The organism is Bacillus sp. PK3_68 (genome assembly GCF_003600835.1).
Taxonomy (GTDB): domain Bacteria; phylum Bacillota; class Bacilli; order Bacillales; family Domibacillaceae; genus Pseudobacillus.
The window spans coordinates 2588541-2606195 of record NZ_NQYC01000001.1 but is presented as its reverse complement, the minus strand read 5'-3'; the positions used below and the strand labels follow the sequence as shown (position 1 = coordinate 2606195).

Annotated in this window: 14 protein-coding genes and 1 pseudogene; 8 read left to right on the top strand and 7 right to left on the bottom strand. The window is 39.2% G+C overall.

Annotated features, from left to right (window positions below; translation table 11 throughout):
• Positions 1 to 321 (top strand): antibiotic biosynthesis monooxygenase, encoded by a 321-nt coding sequence (locus CJ483_RS13190; RefSeq protein ID WP_220702337.1) that lies wholly within the window; start codon positions 1 to 3, stop codon positions 319 to 321.
• A gap of 149 nt (positions 322 to 470) precedes the next feature.
• Here the strand turns inward: CJ483_RS13190 and CJ483_RS13185 are convergent, their stop codons facing one another.
• A complete protein-coding gene (locus CJ483_RS13185; protein WP_120035672.1) occupies positions 471 to 893 on the bottom strand; it encodes an organic hydroperoxide resistance protein in 423 nt (140 codons plus the stop codon).
• Positions 894 to 1180: 287 nt separating this feature from the next.
• The gene (locus CJ483_RS13180; RefSeq protein WP_120035670.1) at positions 1181 to 2353 is read right to left on the bottom strand and encodes an MFS transporter; all 1173 of its coding nucleotides are present in this window, start codon (positions 2351 to 2353) and stop codon (positions 1181 to 1183) included.
• 81 nt (positions 2354 to 2434) lie between these two features.
• Here CJ483_RS13180 and yeiL point away from each other — a divergent pair, with 81 nt between their 5' ends.
• Entirely contained in the window at positions 2435 to 3106 is a 672-nt protein-coding gene (gene yeiL / locus CJ483_RS13175) for a transcriptional regulator YeiL (RefSeq protein ID WP_120035668.1), read from the top strand.
• Between the two features lie 298 nt (positions 3107 to 3404).
• On the opposite strand, the gene CJ483_RS13165 is transcribed toward yeiL, so the two are convergent.
• The gene (locus tag CJ483_RS13165; protein ID WP_120035664.1) at positions 3405 to 3899 is read right to left on the bottom strand and encodes a hypothetical protein; all 495 of its coding nucleotides are present in this window, start codon (positions 3897 to 3899) and stop codon (positions 3405 to 3407) included.
• Between the two features lie 566 nt (positions 3900 to 4465).
• On the opposite strand from CJ483_RS13165, the pseudogene CJ483_RS13160 reads away from it, so the two are divergent.
• From CJ483_RS13160 to CJ483_RS13145, 4 genes and pseudogenes are all read left to right on the top strand, one after another.
• Positions 4466 to 5856 (top strand): annotated as a pseudogene (locus CJ483_RS13160) (amino acid permease).
• Between the two features lie 429 nt (positions 5857 to 6285).
• Entirely contained in the window at positions 6286 to 7752 is a 1467-nt protein-coding gene (locus CJ483_RS13155) for a protein adenylyltransferase SelO (RefSeq protein WP_120035662.1), read from the top strand.
• A 427-nt stretch (positions 7753 to 8179) separates the two neighbouring features.
• Positions 8180 to 10267 (top strand): GAF domain-containing protein, encoded by a 2088-nt coding sequence (locus CJ483_RS13150; RefSeq protein ID WP_120035660.1) that lies wholly within the window; start codon positions 8180 to 8182, stop codon positions 10265 to 10267.
• A gap of 309 nt (positions 10268 to 10576) precedes the next feature.
• Entirely contained in the window at positions 10577 to 11788 is a 1212-nt protein-coding gene (locus tag CJ483_RS13145; protein ID WP_120035657.1) for a sensor histidine kinase, read from the top strand.
• A gap of 86 nt (positions 11789 to 11874) precedes the next feature.
• Here CJ483_RS13145 and CJ483_RS13140 read toward each other — a convergent pair whose 3' ends face one another.
• A complete protein-coding gene (locus CJ483_RS13140; RefSeq protein WP_259455650.1) occupies positions 11875 to 12246 on the bottom strand; it encodes a MarR family winged helix-turn-helix transcriptional regulator in 372 nt (123 codons plus the stop codon).
• A 177-nt stretch (positions 12247 to 12423) separates the two neighbouring features.
• Here CJ483_RS13140 and CJ483_RS13135 point away from each other — a divergent pair, with 177 nt between their 5' ends.
• Complete coding sequence (locus tag CJ483_RS13135; RefSeq protein ID WP_120035655.1) at positions 12424 to 13011, top strand: NAD(P)H-dependent oxidoreductase; 588 nt, start codon at positions 12424 to 12426, stop codon at positions 13009 to 13011.
• A 191-nt stretch (positions 13012 to 13202) separates the two neighbouring features.
• Here the strand turns inward: CJ483_RS13135 and CJ483_RS13130 are convergent, their stop codons facing one another.
• Positions 13203 to 14720 (bottom strand): CoA-acylating methylmalonate-semialdehyde dehydrogenase, encoded by a 1518-nt coding sequence (locus tag CJ483_RS13130; protein ID WP_120035653.1) that lies wholly within the window; start codon positions 14718 to 14720, stop codon positions 13203 to 13205.
• 733 nt (positions 14721 to 15453) lie between these two features.
• Positions 15454 to 15663 (bottom strand): hypothetical protein, encoded by a 210-nt coding sequence (locus CJ483_RS13125; protein ID WP_120035651.1) that lies wholly within the window; start codon positions 15661 to 15663, stop codon positions 15454 to 15456.
• 325 nt (positions 15664 to 15988) lie between these two features.
• Here CJ483_RS13125 and CJ483_RS13120 point away from each other — a divergent pair, with 325 nt between their 5' ends.
• A complete protein-coding gene (locus CJ483_RS13120) occupies positions 15989 to 16744 on the top strand; it encodes an SDR family oxidoreductase (RefSeq protein ID WP_120035649.1) in 756 nt (251 codons plus the stop codon).
• 170 nt (positions 16745 to 16914) lie between these two features.
• Here the strand turns inward: CJ483_RS13120 and rluF are convergent, their stop codons facing one another.
• Positions 16915 to 17622: a 23S rRNA pseudouridine(2604) synthase RluF gene (gene rluF, locus CJ483_RS13115; RefSeq protein ID WP_120035647.1), complete on the bottom strand. Its 708-nt coding sequence runs from the start codon at positions 17620 to 17622 to the stop codon at positions 16915 to 16917.
• Positions 17623 to 17655: the final 33 nt, after the last annotated feature.

Here is a 17655-nt window from a genome sequence, read left to right as displayed (position 1 = left end):
ATGTTTGTACAAATGAGAAAGACTGTGGTTACGGAAGGCAATGCAGAGAAGGTAGTGGAGCGTTTTAGTGGAAAAGGGCTGATTGAAGAGCAAGAAGGATTTATTGATGCAACAGTCATGGTAAAAAAAGTGCGACGTGGCGATGAAGAGGTTGTTGTCATGATTAGATGGGAATCTGAGGAGCATTGGAAACAATGGGAGAAAAGTGATGCTCATATTGCCGGCCATAGAGCCAATCTTGGAAAGCCAAAGCCTGAATATATTATCCATTCAGAAGGTGGAGTATACGAAGTAAAAACAATTAAGAAGCCAGCAAACTAACTTCTTTACAGAAGTTTTAAGTAGGGCTCAATCTTATTTTAATAATAAAGAGCGATTTATCAGGGGTAGAATAGCTAAAGAAAGAAGCATCGAAGATTATTTAAATAATCTTCGATGCTTCTTTTTAGAAATAAAGTTACGAAAGGCATTTATATAATTTCTAGTGTAACATCGATATTCCCGCGAGTTGCTTTTGAATAAGGGCAGAATGCATGAGCCTTGTGAGCCAGTTCTTCAAGCTGTTCTCTGTCGATTCCACTGCCTTTTACTTGAAGAGTTACGGCTAATTTAAACCCTTGGTCGGATTCGTCTTTTAATAAACTCACGTTTGCCGTTACTTCTGATTGAAAGGTGACGCGTTCTTTTTTCGCAATTAATTGCAGGGCGCTGTCAAAACAAGCGGAATATCCAGCTGCAAAAAGCTGTTCTGGATTGGTTGCCTGAGAAAGCTGTTTGGCTCTTGGTGTTCCCGGCATGGCCAAGTCTAATTTGATGACGCCATCGGGAGATTCTACTTTTCCTTCTCGTCCTCCCACTGCTGTGACAGTTGATGTAAATAGCGGATTTGCCATTATAAATTCCTCCATTCATTTTTGGAATTCTGCCTATAGTTTCTCTTTGCTTGATCCTCATTTACTTTACCCAAAGAGGAATAAATATAATACTCTCTTTGACTATTGAGTTGTTCAAATCAGAATAGCAGCTCATTTCATAAAATAAAGAAAGGAGGCTTACCCATTATGGACAGGCCTCCTTTCTTCTATCTTGATGCAGACGCGAAATACTGCCACCGTTAAAATAAGTAAAGACCTCTACAGTGGTTAGGAGTGGTGTACTACCCTTCATAAACTCTAACAAATTAAACAGAAACGGAAACGTCCTTTTTATGTCCCAATCTTCGGTAAACAAGCGCCAACAACATAGATGGAACGCTGCACACAATCATCCCAATAAAGGCGTATCTTGGCTCAATTTCGTATAAATAACCGCCGAAAATGGTGAATATAGCTGTGCTCCAGCTAAGGGCTAACGCTGAATACATGCCTTGGGCTTTCGGAATCTGCGCCTGTGGAATATGTTTGATTAAATATTTCATAAAGGCATAATGGCCCATTGCAAAGGAACAAGCATGCAGCGTTTGTGCGATACAGAAAACGATCACGTTTGGAAAAGCGAATACCAATATCCAGCGTATAGATGAACCAAGTGCGGCTAGCGCTAGCAAGGAGCCGACGGAAAATTTATGAAAACTTCGATCGGCGATGGAAAAGAAAATGATTTCTGCGATCACAGCAATGTTAATAATGACGCCAATTAAGTATTTAGGTGCATGGATATCTTGTAAAAAAATATAGCCGTAGCTGTAATAAGAAGCATGTGCTGCCTGCAGTAAAACCACGATGGCAAGCACTAGACCAAAGTGTTTAATGCGAAATAGTTGCAGCATCCCTCCGGTGTTTGTTTGCTCCGCCGTCGGTTTCTCTGATAAGACAGCAGGGGCACGCATGATACCCAAGCCTGCGAAGATGACTGTACCGAGCAACAGCGCCCATAAAATAACTTTATCTCCAAGCGCGCCTGTAAAGACGGTTAAGATCATTCCGGCTACGACAAACCCGATCGATCCCCATGAACGGCTTTTTCCATAATGCTTTAATTGTTTATTTTGTGCCAGGAAGCCAGCAATGCTGTCTAAAGCCGGCATCAAACTTGGATAAAAAAAGTGCAGAAGCAATGTCACCACAAGCAGGCTGGCAAAAGAACTTGCCGGAATATAGCATAGGAGCGAAATAAGCGTCCCAATCGCCATTCCGTTTAATAAAGTTTTGCTGCTGAATTTTCCTGATAAATAGGGAAATACAACCAGTGTAGCAAGCCCTCTGGCGACCAAGCCTAAACTCATAATCAAACTAGCCTCGGAAACCGTAATCCCTTTTGTATGAATCATCCATCCTGTCCAATAGGGGAGAAAAATCCCCCATGTCATAAAAAAACTAAAGAATTGTTTGCTCATCCAGCGTTGTGTATTCATTTTTTATCCTCCCATTATTTGCATGATATCATGGAGGTGCAGACAAAAATATGAGATATCTCATATTTCTTGAGGTGACTAATGAAAGTTTATAAGAATAAAAAAAGACAGTGCTATTTGAACGAACACTCTATTGCTCATTTATTTTCTTTTCCGATTGAAGAGTTTATCGAAGTACAGGAATATCAACGTGATGAATGGATCATTCAAGAGGGAACAAGGCCAGATTTCTTGTTTTATGTTGTAGAAGGAAAAGCAAAAATTTATGTGACCCATCAAAATGGGAAAGTTTCCTTAATAAATTTTATCAATACCAATGATTATATCGGGGAAATGGAGTTACTACATGAGGTTTACTACACAAAAGGGATTCAGACCTCTACCAAGACCATTTGCTTTGCCATTCCTTTATATCGCTGCCGTGCCCAGATGCTGGAAGATGTCACATTTCTTCGTGAGTTAACGAGGTTTTTAAGTGTGAAAGCCACGCAAATGGCCGCAAAGTACTCACAAAGCCTTGCTTTCCCGCTTGAAAACCGGCTGGCGGATTTTATTTTACAAACCGCTGATGAAGGGGTTTATAAGGAAAAACACGTAACGGTTTGTGATTTTTTAGGCGTCTCTTATCGACATTTATTACATGTGCTTGCCCAATTTTGCGATAAAGACTATTTGCAAAAAGAAGGCCGGCATTATCGCATTCGGCAGTATCACTCGCTATATGAACTCGCAGAGGTGCTGAGGAATAAATAGTGAGCGTATGATGGGGCATACCCCCATCATAGTAAGGTGTATCTTAAATGAAAGAATAGCGGTTCAAAGTAGCTGTAAAAAATTATTTTATTTATGGGAAGACAGCGTGCAGCAAGCAAACGCTCTCCAGATAGAGGGGATAGATGGTGTAAAAGTAAAAAAATACATTAAATGTACTTCTAGAAAGAATAAGAGATGTAAAAAGAAAGCGCCTGTTTCCCGAGGCAAAGGGATTCAGGCGCTTTCTTATAGGATTTTAAGTCATTTTTGGTAAGTAGTGGCCTATAGGTAATAAAAATTAAAAGCATAAAACGACAATTTTGTAGGGGGTCGTTTGAGCTGGAATGCTTTTTGTGCTAGGGCCATAGATAGCAATGAGATTACGATTTGCTGGATTGTTGGAAAAAGCCTGGCCGTTGGTTAAAACGATTTGGGTAAAGGGCGAGAGATTTAATTTTAATTGGCCGTCGCTGCTCTCTAACTGACTGTTAAAATAGTCTACTTTTACATTCTGAAGCGGATTAAATTTTGCCATGACAAGCGCTTGAAATTGCGGCGGGAAAATAAGAGGGGCAGGTGCATTTGCATCATAATAGCCTGTAACTTTATCTCCTACAGCTACCATCGCATGGTCTACAAAGTAAGTGGCAGGCGAAGCAACAAAATTAACGATAGATCCAGATCCATTGTCTGCAGATAGCAGTTTATAACAACCTGCTCCTATATCATTTTGACCAGTTATCAGATCACTAATCGATGTAATAGTCCCTTGATAGGCTTTGAAATTGACCATCCTTACGCCTCCATTACAATATTAGATTTTATTCATCTAAGTATTAACATATAAATGTTTGCTGTTGATAGGGGGGGATTTATGATACTTTGCCTCAAAACAATATATGGCAATTGCCTAGAAATGTGAGAGTTGACTTATACTGAAGGCAAGCGTATAGAAAGCTTATTGGAGTAATGAATCCAGCCAAGGGAAAATTCTTTTCTTGGCTGCTTCCATTTTATAACACGCAACTGGCTTTTAGTTATAGTTATCAGAATATAATTATTATTTTTGTAATTAAAAGATATTAACTTTGTTTACATTGATTAACATGTGTTTTTCTGAGAAAGACAGTTGTATTTTTCTGAAAAAATATTATGATAGAATAAGAAAGTTGCTAGTGTTGATTACAAAAGGGAAGATGGCCATTCTTTCGAATGGCGGGAACACTAAAAAGAAGCAAGGAAATACTCAAGGGTAGATAAGAAGTGACGCTGGATGGGTTCCTTTGATGTTAAATAAAAGCGTAGAGTATGCCGCTTAACATTTCGGCTATTGTTGGAGTAGAAGAGGAGGAAATAAAAGTGGCAAATAAAGAATTGAAGAGAGGCCTGGAGTCGCGTCACATTCAGATGATTGCTTTAGGTGGAACGATTGGTGTCGGTTTATTTATGGGGTCGGCAAGCACGATTCAATGGACAGGCCCGTCTGTTATGCTGGCTTATGCCATTTCGGGAGTTTTTATATTTTTATCATGCGTGCAATGGGAGAAATGTTGTATGTAGAGCCAAGTACAGGTTCCTTTGCAACGTTTGGCTATAAATATATTCATCCGCTCGCCGGATATATCACTGCCTGGAGCAACTGGTTTCAATGGGTGATTGTCGGAATGTCAGAAATTATTGCGGTTGGAGCATACATGCAGTATTGGTTTCCCAACCTGCCAGCTTGGATCCCGGGTATGATTGCTATGATTATTCTTGGTGCAGCCAATTTAATTTCTGTTAAATCGTTTGGGGAGTTCGAATTTTGGTTTGCAATGATTAAAATTGTCACTATTGTTTTAATGATTGTGGCGGGATTTGGACTTATTTTCTTCGGTATTGGCAATGGCGGGGGTGCTCTGGGGTTGTCTAATCTTTGGACACACGGTGGTTTCTTTGCAGGTGGCTGGTCAGGCTTTTTCTTTGCTCTTTCACTCGTTGTAGCAGCTTATCAGGGTGTCGAGTTGATTGGAATTACGGCTGGCGAAGCAAAAGATCCAAAGAAAACATTAACAAAAGCTATTCAAAGTATTATTTGGCGTATTTTAATTTTTTATATCGGTGCGATTTTTATCATTGTCACAGTTTATCCTTGGGATCAATTGAATTCTATTGGCAGCCCGTTCGTTGCCACTTTTGCAAAGGTCGGCATTACGGCTGCGGCTGCACTGATTAATTTTGTCGTTATCACGGCGGCTATGTCTGGCTGTAATAGCGGTATTTACAGCGCAGGCCGCATGCTTTACACATTAGGAGTGAATGGCCAGGCTCCTAAGTTCTTTACGAAGCTGTCCAAAAATGGCGTTCCTTTAATCGGTACGCTTGGCGTACTCGTTGGTTTGGCCGTCGGTGTTATTTTAAGTTATCTTGCCCCGGAAAATTTATTTGTCTATGTATATAGTGCCAGTGTACTTCCCGGCATGGTTCCGTGGTTTATCATTTTGATTAGCCAAATTTCATTCAGAAGAATGAAAGGGGCAGAAATGGAGAAACATCCATTTAAAATGCCGTTTGCCCCGGTATCGAATTATCTAACCATTGCTTTCTTAATCATGGTATTAATCGGTATGTGGTTCAACGATGATACGCGCATATCGCTGATTGTCGGTGTTGTTTTTCTTGCCGTGATCACAGTTAGCTTTTATGCTTTTCGAATAGGCAAGCGTGTTCCTGTAGAAGGACAAACAGATGATGAAGTGACTAAGGGATAAGGTAACAAAAGGTAAAATAATTTGAGGTAGACAGGTGGAAAAGAAGCGGCGATCTAAAGCTGCTTCTTTTTATTTGGCTCTGTTTAAGAGAAATGTGGTTTTTTCAATAGTTGATTGTAGCGATAGCGTTGACTCTAGGGAGAAAAGCGAGTCCTGATAAGACCCCATAAGAGCGCATGTAAAGAGTCGGCTTACGGACCGCTCTTGGAAAGCGTCCGCCTGCAGCGGAAATCAACAACCGGTTATACCATAGCCTTTATAGTAGAGACAGCAACTTTATTTAAGAAGCGTCATTGAGCTGTGGAAAGGGTATAATAAATTGGTAGAAGTAGACATTAAAAAGAGACTGCATCGTATTTTTATGAGTGTAGATCGTTAAAATCATTTCTTGCATATACAAAAAACATTTATAAAAAGAAAGGAGAAGCTATGACAAAAAGTAAGAGTATAGGATGGAACACGGACAATAGTTATGCCCGTCTGCCAAACTTCTTTTTCTCCCATACTAATCCGACCCCTGTGCCCTCACCGGAGCTGGTGGTTTTTAATGACCGATTGGCGGAGCATTTAGGTTTGAGCGCACAGGGATTGAAAAGCAAGGAGGGCATAGCCGTGCTTGCTGGAAACAAAATTCCCGAGGAGGCTTCTCCTCTTGCTCAAGCATACGCGGGGCATCAATTCGGAAACTTTACCATGCTAGGGGACGGGCGAGCGGTACTGCTGGGCGAGCAGGTGACTCCACAAGGAGAGCGGGTTGACATTCAGCTTAAGGGCTCTGGCAGAACACCGTTTTCTCGTGGCGGGGATGGCCGTGCATCTCTTGGGCCGATGCTTCGCGAGTATATTATCAGTGAAGCCATGCATGCGCTTCGTATTCCTACTACCCGCAGTTTAGCCGTGGTCACAACGGGTGAGCCTGTATTTCGCGAAACCGAGCTTCCGGGCGCTATTCTCACTCGAGTGGCTGCCAGCCACCTGCGTGTTGGTACTTTTCAGTATGTAGCGAATTGGGGAAAAGCAGAAGATCTTCAAACATTGGCAGATTATGCATTACGCCGGCATTTCCCAGACATTGAAAGGGATGGAGAGCAATATTTGTCTCTGCTTCAAGAAGTGATTAGGCGTCAAGCAGAACTAATTGCTAAATGGCAGCTTGTTGGATTTATTCACGGCGTAATGAATACCGACAATATGACTATCAGCGGAGAAACGATTGATTATGGTCCTTGCGCTTTTATGGATACCTATGACCCGGCGACTGTATTTAGCTCCATCGACCTTCAAGGCCGCTATGCCTACGGAAATCAGCCATACATTGGCGGGTGGAACCTTGCGCGCTTTGCAGAAGCTTTATTGCCACTGCTGCATGAGGAGGAGGAAAAAGCGGTTGAATTAGCTCAAAAGGAAATCTCTCATTTCACCAAGTTATATCACTCTTATTGGTTTGCAGGAATGAGAGCCAAGCTTGGGTTAGTGAATGAAGAAGCGGAGGATGAAGCCTTAATTAAAGATCTTCTTCATATGATGGAACAACACCATGCCGACTATACGAATACTTTTAGAGCTTTAACCCTTAACAGTCTGAAGGATCAAGAGCTATTCGCCACTTCTGAATTTAATAAGTGGCATGAACGTTGGAAAGAGAGGCGAGGCAGACAAAAGGAGTCGAAAGATGCTTCCAATCAGCTGATGCGTGAAAGCAACCCTGCGCTCATTCCAAGGAATCACAGGGTAGAAGAGGCGCTAGCTGCAGCTGTGGAAGAAGGAGATGACAGCGTCATGCACAGGCTTCTAGACGCGCTTTCCAATCCGTACGCATATTCTAATAAGTATGAGGATTACTGTACGCCAGCTGCACCCACTTCCCATCCTTACCGAACCTATTGTGGTACCTGATATGGCGCAAGCGAATGCTGTCTTTCTTTTGACAGCATTCGTTTGCTTTTTAAAGTTTTTAGATTCCAATATGGTATTTGAAATAAAAAGGGAACATGTATATTGTTTTATTCAGGAAGGACAAATAGTAAAAAAATCAATAATTTGTAATTTTTGAGGGTATTTAGAGGTAATTGGTATCTAGGGGTCTTACTTATTCAGGTATAATTTATTTATGGCTCGTCCGTGTAATTGGTTGCTTTTAAGAAAATATCCTTATGTTTCTTACAGGTTGGTATTATTTTCTTTATTGCCTATATTAAATTTAATGGAACCTCTGTACAATAAGAAGTAATAAAATATTCATAAATAAAGCAAAACAGTGCTATGCAGGCCTTGTTTATGTAATAAGGTTTATTTTATTATCTCTACGATTGGGGATCGGCAAATGGGAGTAGAACAGACGAGATATTCTCGGCTTGCAAATATAACAAAGATTATCAATACAAAGTTAGAATTACGGGAAGTGCTTGAACATGTAACAAAGGCCATATCTGAAGAAATTGTTCAGTGTGATGCTGTAGGTATTTATTTGCCGCAGCAAGATGGAACATTTAAAGGATTTGTAGGGAAGCCTGATTTTATAGCTGGAATAACGATTGATAAACAGATCATTGATCCGAAAAAAGACTTATTAGCCAAAGAGGTAATTGAAACGAAGAAACCTATTTATATACCTCATACATCAAAGGATTCAAGGCCAGATCCAGCAGTTATCAACGCCTTTAAAATTAAATCCTTACTAGTACTGCCCATCTCGTACGAGCAAGAGCTATTTGGCCTTGTTTTTTTATTTGATTATGGCATTCCAATGAATTTAACGGAAGCTGAAATTCAAAGTGTGGAAGCCTATGTAAATATGGCTGCTGTTGCTATTCAAAATGCGAACAACCTTATGCAAAAAGAAAATCTGATTACCGAAAAGCAGTTATTACTAGATATTACACGTGAGTTACCGATGTGCTCCTCTGTGCAGGAAAGTCTCGATACATGCTTTTCCTATTTAGGGAAGGTATTAGGTAGCCACCATATAGCTGCATGCCTTCTAGGTCCGTTGGATAAGAAGGTAATAAAATCTGTAAGGCTAAGCAAAGAGAGCGATTGGACAGAAGCAGAGTATCAAAATATTCAAATGAGTTTAAACTACGAAGCTATTATTCAAGAGGTTATTAAGGCGAAAAATGCTGTTTTTATACCGGATGTTTGTGCAGATGAAAGAATGGATCATGACAGTTGTAGCCATCTTCATATTGAGAACCTGCTTATGATCCCATTTATTTCAATGGGAGAAGTGCTTGGCGTAATAGCTGTCGTCAATCTAAAGGAGAAAGGCCACTATTACTGTGATTCCCAAATTCGAATAGCGCAATCAATTGTTGATGCGACGGTTCCAGCATTTTTAAACTTGCAATATATGAATCAACTTGAATATATAGTGGAAGAACGAACAAGAGAATTGGCTACGGCCAATAAGAAAGTGACAAGTATCATTGAAGGCATCACGGATGGATTTTTCACCTTAGATAAAGAATGGAAATTTACTTATATAAACAAACATCAGTTTCTTCCAAAAAATAAAACAATAGAAGATGTAATAGGAAAAAACATCTGGGAGATATACCCGGAGGTAATTGGAACAACGATGTATAAGGAGTTTCATCGGGTACTGTCAGAGCAGATATCCATACAGTTTGAAACGCCTTCAGTCTATGAAGATTATTGGCATGAGATAGTCGCTTATCCTTATGACGACGGTCTCTGTTGCCTCTTTAAAAATGTAACTGACAAAAAGAAATATGAGAAGGAATTAAAGCGATTGTCGAGCTTGGATTTAATAGGACAAATGGCGGCAGGCATCAGCCATGAAATTAGGAATCCAATGACAACTGTCCGCGGGTTTTTACAATTATTAAAGAAAGAGGATCGTTTTGATCAATACAATCATTATTTTAATTTAATGATTGAAGAGCTGGACCGTGCAAATTCTATTATCACGGAGTTTCTTTCCATGGGCAATACGAGGACCTCTGATTTGCAGATGCAGGATTTAAATGCTCTTATTCATGATATGACTCCCTTGATTAAAGTGGATGCGTTCAGCCAAAACAAAATTATTAAAATTCATACGACACCTATTCCAGAGCTACTTTTAAATCGCAATGAAATACGCCAGTTATTAATCAATCTATATCGGAATGGACTAGAAGCAATGAGTGAAGGGCAAACGCTTACTATTAAAACCTATAAAGAAGGAAACGACAATGTGGTTCTTACTGTACAAGATCAAGGAACAGGGATCGAGCCGGAAATATTAGAGAAGCTAGGTACCCCATTTTTCACTACAAAGGATAATGGAACTGGTTTAGGTTTAGGGGTGTGTTATGCTATTGCCGCTCGACATCATGCAAAGATTGAAACTCAAACAGGACCGGAAGGCACGACATTTTTTATTAAATTTCATTTAAGCAATCAGTAACTATATGTTAAACGGGGAGAGAACTTCTCTCTCTTTTTTTTGAAAAAATACGTAGGAAATATTTTCTTTCCTTTATTAAATTTCATTATTAGGTTGTAAACTAATGGCTATAGTAGCTGCTAATTCTGACAGGGAAGAGTTGAATCATGAATCTGTCTCCGTCTATTTTACCTATTTTTCAATTCTTAAAATAATCTACCAGTTATACAAAAATTGTATGGTACTATATAAAAGTTATTTAAGATGACGTGATGAGAATAATTGAACAATGGCGGTTATTTTTTGATATAAAAATAAAAAGGAGTAGATATGAACGGGATTTATACTCATGTAAATAAAACATTATATTACATTACAGCAGTAAGTGTAATAGCTCTTATGATTGTAGGCTTGTTAATAGATAACCCGCATTTGGAAAAAATAGATTTTGGCCATCTTTTCCACATTGTGCTTGTTTTTATGCTAGCAGGCTGTTTGTTATTTTACCCTAAATATGCTACGCATATTTTTAGAGTGGTAATTACAATAGTGACATTCATTTATTTTTATACGCTTTTCTTTCTCTATCCAGACACTTGGTCTACCTTTATTTTTCTCTGCCTAGTGCCAGCTGTTTCTATCTTATTTTTTGATTCCAAGCTATTTTATTTTTCATTGTTATTAAATAGTGTGGCTATCGTTCTTGCATTTAGTTATATTGCAGTCTTTGATCAAGGACATTCCTATCCCTATATAAAAGAAGATATAACCGGCAATATCCTTAATTTTATAGGCAGCCAGGTGATGGTGTACTTCATCTTCTATCTATCGCACCGCCGAATAAAAAAGCAGCAGTTATACTATGAACAAATACAACAATCGGAGCGCCTAAGAATAACAGGACAACTGGCAGCGGCTGTTGCTCATGAAATTAGAAACCCTTTGACTGTCATAAAAGGATTTTTGCAGCTATATCAACAAGAGACAGCACCTAATTGTGAAGATGCCAAAAGGCATTTTGCTTTGATGATTGATGAATTGGATACAGCTGAACAGGTGATTTCTCAATTTTTAGAGATTGCCAAGCCAGATAAAGATAAAGAAATGGAAACTGTCAATGTAAAGAATGTTCTTCAGAGTGTAACGGATTTTCTTTGTTCTTATGGGTTGTTACATGATAATAAGATCCAGTTAAACGTCGTAGATGACTTTTTTATTGCTGCTAATAATATAGAGTTTAAGCAGTTACTCGTAAATATTATTAAAAATGCCATTGAGGCTTCCAATGCCGGCGATCCTGTAATTGTATCAGCTAATAGAAAGAAAGATTTCATTGAGATCAAAGTGATCGATTATGGACAAGGCATGTCAGAAGCAGAAATTAAGACCCTCGGTACACCTTTTTATTCCTTGAAAAGTAAAGGGACAGGCCTAGGAATGATGATTTGTTACAATGTTGTAGAAAAGTACAAGGGAACCATTGATTTTCAAAGCTCAAAAGGTAGAGGAACAACAGTGACTATACGCTTTCCCTCGAAATAATCATAGACATTGATAACTAGAATGCAGTAGGAATATACGGTAAAAAAACACCTTCAATTGAGGGTGTTTTTTGCGTTATTGCTTTATTAATAAAAGAGCTTTGTTTGAAGGACATCGAGGGCGCGGTCAATATCCTCTAAATCTTCCTTCGAAGCATGCTGTACACGGCTTAAGAAGTTGGATTCTATAAGTGAAAAGGCATCATCCATCATAGTTTTTCCCTTTTTAGAGAGACGTACATATTGTTTTCGTCGATCTTTAGGGTCGGTTAACCTCTCAATTAAGTTTTTTTCGCTTAATTTTTTTAATTCACGGCTCATATTTGGCATGGATACATGCATGCATTCACTCATTTCACTGGGAGTAACCGGCTGATTAACGGTTATATGTTCAAGGATCGTATATTGAACAGGTGTAATAGAATCGGATTTAGCGTTTTTTGTTAATTCATGCGTCACACGATGAACCGAAGCTGTGAAGGACACACATTTAAAAAAAGAGCTTTTTTGTCCATAGTTTTCACCTCTTATTGACAAGATAACAAATTTATTATCAATGCACAATTATCATTTGACAACAAAACACGAATCGTCATATAATAATTATTATCATATGATAACTAAATGAGGTGCTTTATGAAAACACTAGTTATTTATGCACATCCTAATAATGAAAGTTTATGTCATGCCTTTTTACAAAAAGTAATCCAAGGGAGCCATGAAAATTTCTTCATAAACGAATTGCAAGTTCTTGATTTATATGAAGAGCAATTTAATCCTCTTCTAGTGTTTAATAAAGATAAGCGGAGACGCGATATATATCGTGATCCTCAGATTGAAAAATATAGACAACAAATTACCTGGGCTGACAAGATTGTTTTTATCTATCCCATTTGGTGGGGAAGACCACCGGCTATGCTGTTGGGATATATAGATCAATTATTTGCTGCGAATTTTGCTTACAGAGACAAGAAGGGACTTTTCCCGGAAGGGTTATTAAAAGGAAAATCAGTTGTATGTGTATCCACCATGAAGGGGCCTGCAAAATATCCTCTTTTCTGGTTAAACAATGCGCATAAGATCTTAATGAAAAGAGCTTTATTTCGCTTTGTAGGTATTAAAAAAGTGAAGTTTTTTGAATTTGGCAATATGGAAAGCCCAAAAGGAAAACAAGCAAAAAAGCTGGAGAAAGTATATCGCTATTTTAAAAGCGTGAATGCTTGAAAAAACTCTTAAGTGATTCATAGCAATGAAGATGATTAAGGAAGAGATATTTACAGTCAGCGAGCCTACTTTCTTGTTTTGGGAGCTTAGTGAGGCGACAGCGAAAAAATCCGGCAAAAACTATTGTTCTTTGCCGGACTTCATTTATTGTTGAGGGCTATCTTTTATGGATTGGAAGGATAGGAATTATTTTACCGATTGCTAGGGAAGTCAAAGTCTACCTGGTCGCTATAAACCTGGTTTTCCGGCCATCTTTCGGAGATTGTTTTTGATTTTGTAAAGAAGCGTGCCGTGTCCGGCCCAAACATATGGCCTTCGCCAAACTTTGAACGCTTCCATCCGCCAAAATTGTGGTAACCGACCGGAATTGGAATCGGTACATTGATGCCGACCATGCCGACTTCAATTTGTTCCGCGAACTTTCGGCCTGCATATCCGTTATTTGTAAATATCGTTACGCCATTTCCATATTCGTGATTATTAATTAGTTCAATCGCTTCGTCCAACGTATCGACACGAACGACGATCCGCGCTGGACCAAATACTTCTTCACGATAGATTTCCATATTAGGAGTTACATGATCGAGCAAAGTGGCTCCAAGAAAGAAGCCTTGTGCATTCTCAACTTTGGGATTCCGTCCGTCTACGCATAAGTGGGCACCCTCTTGAATGCTCTGTTCTATAAATCTTGTCACTGTTTCCTTTGATTCTTGTGAAATAAGAGCACCAAAGTCGGCGTTCTCATCGTTATAGGCACCAACCTTCAATTCTTCCACTCGACTTTTTAACTTGGCTACGAAGGCCTCCGCTGTTTTTTCTCCTACGGGCACCGCTGCAGAGATAGCCATGCAGCGCTGGGAAGCAGCTCCGTATGCTGCTCCGAGGAAGGAGTTAACAGCGAGGTCTAAATCAGCATCAGGCATAATAATCATATGATTTTTTCCACCACCGAAGGCCGCTACTCTTTTATGATTCCGGCATCCTTCCTCGTAAATATATTGGGCAATCTTCGTAGACCCTACAAAAGAGATGGCCGGAACATCAGGATGTTTCAGCAAAGCATCTACCGCTTCTTTATCCCCGTTAATGACATTCCATACGCCATCCGGCAGACCCGCCTGTTTCCAGAGCTCCGAGAAGAATAACGCCGAATTGGGTACTTTTTCGGAAGGTTTTAAAATAACGGCATTTCCGCACGCTACAGCCATTGTCGACATGGAAACCGGAACCATGAAAGGAAAATTAAATGGCGAAATAGCAGCGACTACACCAAGTGGTTGCTTCATCGAATAAGCATTAATTTCTCCGCCTACATTAACGGAGTACTCGCCTTTCAAAAGATGGGGAGCATTAATGGCTAGATCAACCGATTCAATGCCCCTGCTGATTTCACCTTTAGCATCAGAAAGGGTTTTGCCGCTCTCGAGGCCAATTAAGTTTGCTAGTTCATCAGTCTTCTCAACTAGCAGGCTTCTGAAGCGGTGAATGACTTCTATCCTTTGAGCAACAGGCGTTTTTTTCCAGACACCAAAAGCTTTTTTAGCTATTTCTACTGTTGCATTTACTTCCTCTGTTGAAGCATATGGACATAGAGCCATTATCTCACCTGTTGAAGGCTTGTACACTTTGCCGAAACGCTTGCTCGTCCCTGGCTTCATTTCTCCACCGATAAAATGAGTGATCTTTTGTACCTCGACTAATTTTTCCATCTTCGCTATCTCCTCCACCTTATTCATTATTTTTATATGAAAGCTTTCATTCATTAGTCTATACATGCAGCTGTTTACAAATGATAAAAAATTGGATAAGTAGATGTTTAAAGAGATATGCCTATAAAGAGTGGTCATCTGGGCTGGTGGCATAGATTTAGTACTTTCTATCCGCCTATACATACCAGTTATAACAGGGTATGGAGATAGAAGGACAAGGTTAGCTTTTTAGAAGGGCGAATCTTAAACATAAGCTATCGCTCTTTGACTGCTCCGATCATTTAAAGACACAAGATTCCTTCTAATGATTGAAGCAAGTTTTTAGCATGGATTCCCATTTAGAGAGATGATGAGGAAAAAATTGCTGAGTAATTGGCTTGGCTAAAGATGAATATTGTTTTTTCACTAGTTGATTGCAGCGAAAGATGATGAGTCTAGCGGGAAAAGCGAGTCCTGGTGAGAACAAGCAGAAGCGCACGCAACGAGGAGGCTCACGGACCGCCCGCAGAGAAGATCGATAATGAAGTGTAAAGAGACTTAGTAATGAAATAGTTATATAAACTATATAATTAAAAACATTGCTAAACAATAGACAGATTGTTGCTAATAATAATAATATTTTATACAATTTGTTAGATTAGAGCAATAAGCATCAGTTGCTTTTTTACTTGCTTTCATTCTGTTCCTTTATTATTAGAACAAGGGAGACAATGTAACGGTCCATGCTTAACCATTAAAGAAAAAGGAAGAGGACTATAAAACGTTCTCCTTCTTCATGAGTGAGCAGCCTAGTTTGTTTTGTAATGCCAACAGAATCCAACCTGCCGGCAACAGCTTGTACTTCTTTTTCTTCTCCGTGAAGATCGACGGAGGGATTGACAATAAAGTTGTTAATTTTTATTGGACTAACGGGGCGGAATAGTTGAATGCGAGTATAGTACATACACAAGTTCCTCTAATAAATTGTTGTTTTTTTCAGTCTAATAAGTAAGATAAGCTTAGAGATGCATGGAAAGGGGAATTAAGATTCTACATGTGGCAAACTCTGTGATGAATAATCATAAATAGACAGCTTTAACTTTATACCCATTTAAGGGGAGGCATGTGTCTAGTTATTTGAATGATAATCATTCGGGGATACATGGTGTGGAGTTATAAAATATCCATTGACTAGGCAGATACTATTAGGGGGTCTGCTTTTGTTTTTATGAGAATCGACATCTCTATTACCCATAGCATATTATCCCTATAATCTGGGGGTTAAAATAATGAGTCATATTCAAAAAAAAATTGCACTAATTACAGGAGCGAGCAGTCAAGGAGAGATTGGTACAGCTATTTGTCGTAAGTTAGCCTCACAGGGGATAAATATTTTCTTTACTCACTGGAATTCTGATGAGGTATGGATAGAAAAATTTCAGCAAGAAATTTTACGAATGGGTGTCCGTTGCGGGGCAATGAAAATTGATTTATCAGATGCAAATGCTGCCTTTATCATATATGAGGAAATTTTGGCTAAATTAGGGTATCCCTCAATCTTAATTAATAATGCAGCTCATTCCACAAGTAATGATTATTTATCGTTAGATGCTAAATCACTTGATGATCATTATGCGGTTAATATGAGGTCAAATTTTCTTCTTTGTGTGGAGTTTGCTCGTCGTTTTAAAAAATCTAATTTAGAATCGGGAAGAATAATAAATATGACATCAGGGCAGGATTTAGCTCCTATGCCCGGGGAGTTAGCCTATGTAGCAACTAAAGGGGCTATTTCTGCCTTTACTAGGTCGTTATCACAAGAACTTGCACCATTAGGAATCACTGTTAATGCTGTAAATCCAGGTCCAACAGATTCTACATGGATGACGGATGAAATAAGAAATTTTCTTTTACCTAGATTTCCAATGGGCCGTATTGGTACACCAGATGACGTGGCACGGGTTATTGCTTTTCTTGCAAGTGATGAGGCTGAATGGATAACTGGACAAATCATACATTCAGAGGGTGGATTTGTTCGCGGGTAGGCTAGAACTAACGGAGGCGTCAGTTGAGTTAGAATTAAACAACTTTAAGGAGCCTTGCTACACAATAAAATGTAGCAAGGCTCCTATATTTACTCTCAAAATTAACTAACTTTATTATCTCTTTACAGAAAAAGAAGCCAAATGAGTGATCACTCATTTGGCTTTTTCATTTACCACTGTTTCGGCTCATAGTCCAGGTCTTTGAATAACTGGGTGCGTTCTTTTTTCGTCAAATCTCTCCATTGCCCAATAGGCAGGCTGCCTAGGTGAATGTTCATAATCCGGATGCGCTGGAGCCTTAACACTTTATACCCGAGTGCCGCGCACATGCGGCGGATTTGCCGGTTTAAGCCTTGTTTTAATATGATGTGAAACTCATACTTTGAGGTTTGGATGACTTCACAAGGAAGTGTTTTTGTATCTAAAATTTCCACACCACTAGCCATTTTCTTTAAGAATTCGGAGGTAATTGGCTTGTCTACAGTGACGATATATTCTTTCTCGTGATTATTTTCAGCACGCAAAATTTCATTTACAATGTCGCCGTCATTTGTAAGGAGAATGAGGCCATCTGAGTCTTTATCAAGCCGTCCAATATGGAAAATTCGCAAAGGGTGATTGACGAAGTCAACAATGTTTCCTTTTACATGCTTTTCTGTTGTACTTGTGATGCCAACTGGTTTATTTAATGCAATGTACACATGGTTTTTCTCTATTTGAACAGATTCTCCATTAATTCGGACGTCATCGCCGGGTTCTACCTGGCTTCCTACTTCGGCCAACTTTCCATTGATGGTTACTTTTCCTTCACTAATTAATTTATCTGCTCCTCTTCTGGATGTTTTTCCTGACTCGCTAATGAATTTATTAATACGCAACGTTAATCACAGCCTTAAGTAAGAATTGTATGC

Bases quoted from the DNA above. Each gene is read 5' to 3' on its own strand.
- CJ483_RS13190 (WP_220702337.1), top strand. From the start codon at position 1: ATGTTTGTACAAATGAGAAAGACTGTGGTTACGGAAGGCAATGCAGAG.
- CJ483_RS13185 (WP_120035672.1), bottom strand. From the start codon at position 893: ATGGCAAATCCGCTATTTACATCAACTGTCACAGCAGTGGGAGGACGA.
- CJ483_RS13180 (WP_120035670.1), bottom strand. From the start codon at position 2,353: ATGAATACACAACGCTGGATGAGCAAACAATTCTTTAGTTTTTTTATG.
- yeiL (WP_120035668.1), top strand. From the start codon at position 2,435: ATGAAAGTTTATAAGAATAAAAAAAGACAGTGCTATTTGAACGAACAC.
- CJ483_RS13165 (WP_120035664.1), bottom strand. From the start codon at position 3,899: ATGGTCAATTTCAAAGCCTATCAAGGGACTATTACATCGATTAGTGAT.
- CJ483_RS13155 (WP_120035662.1), top strand. From the start codon at position 6,286: ATGACAAAAAGTAAGAGTATAGGATGGAACACGGACAATAGTTATGCC.
- CJ483_RS13150 (WP_120035660.1), top strand. From the start codon at position 8,180: ATGGGAGTAGAACAGACGAGATATTCTCGGCTTGCAAATATAACAAAG.
- CJ483_RS13145 (WP_120035657.1), top strand. From the start codon at position 10,577: ATGAACGGGATTTATACTCATGTAAATAAAACATTATATTACATTACA.
- CJ483_RS13135 (WP_120035655.1), top strand. From the start codon at position 12,424: ATGAAAACACTAGTTATTTATGCACATCCTAATAATGAAAGTTTATGT.
- CJ483_RS13130 (WP_120035653.1), bottom strand. From the start codon at position 14,720: ATGGAAAAATTAGTCGAGGTACAAAAGATCACTCATTTTATCGGTGGA.
- CJ483_RS13125 (WP_120035651.1), bottom strand. From the start codon at position 15,663: ATGTACTATACTCGCATTCAACTATTCCGCCCCGTTAGTCCAATAAAA.
- CJ483_RS13120 (WP_120035649.1), top strand. From the start codon at position 15,989: ATGAGTCATATTCAAAAAAAAATTGCACTAATTACAGGAGCGAGCAGT.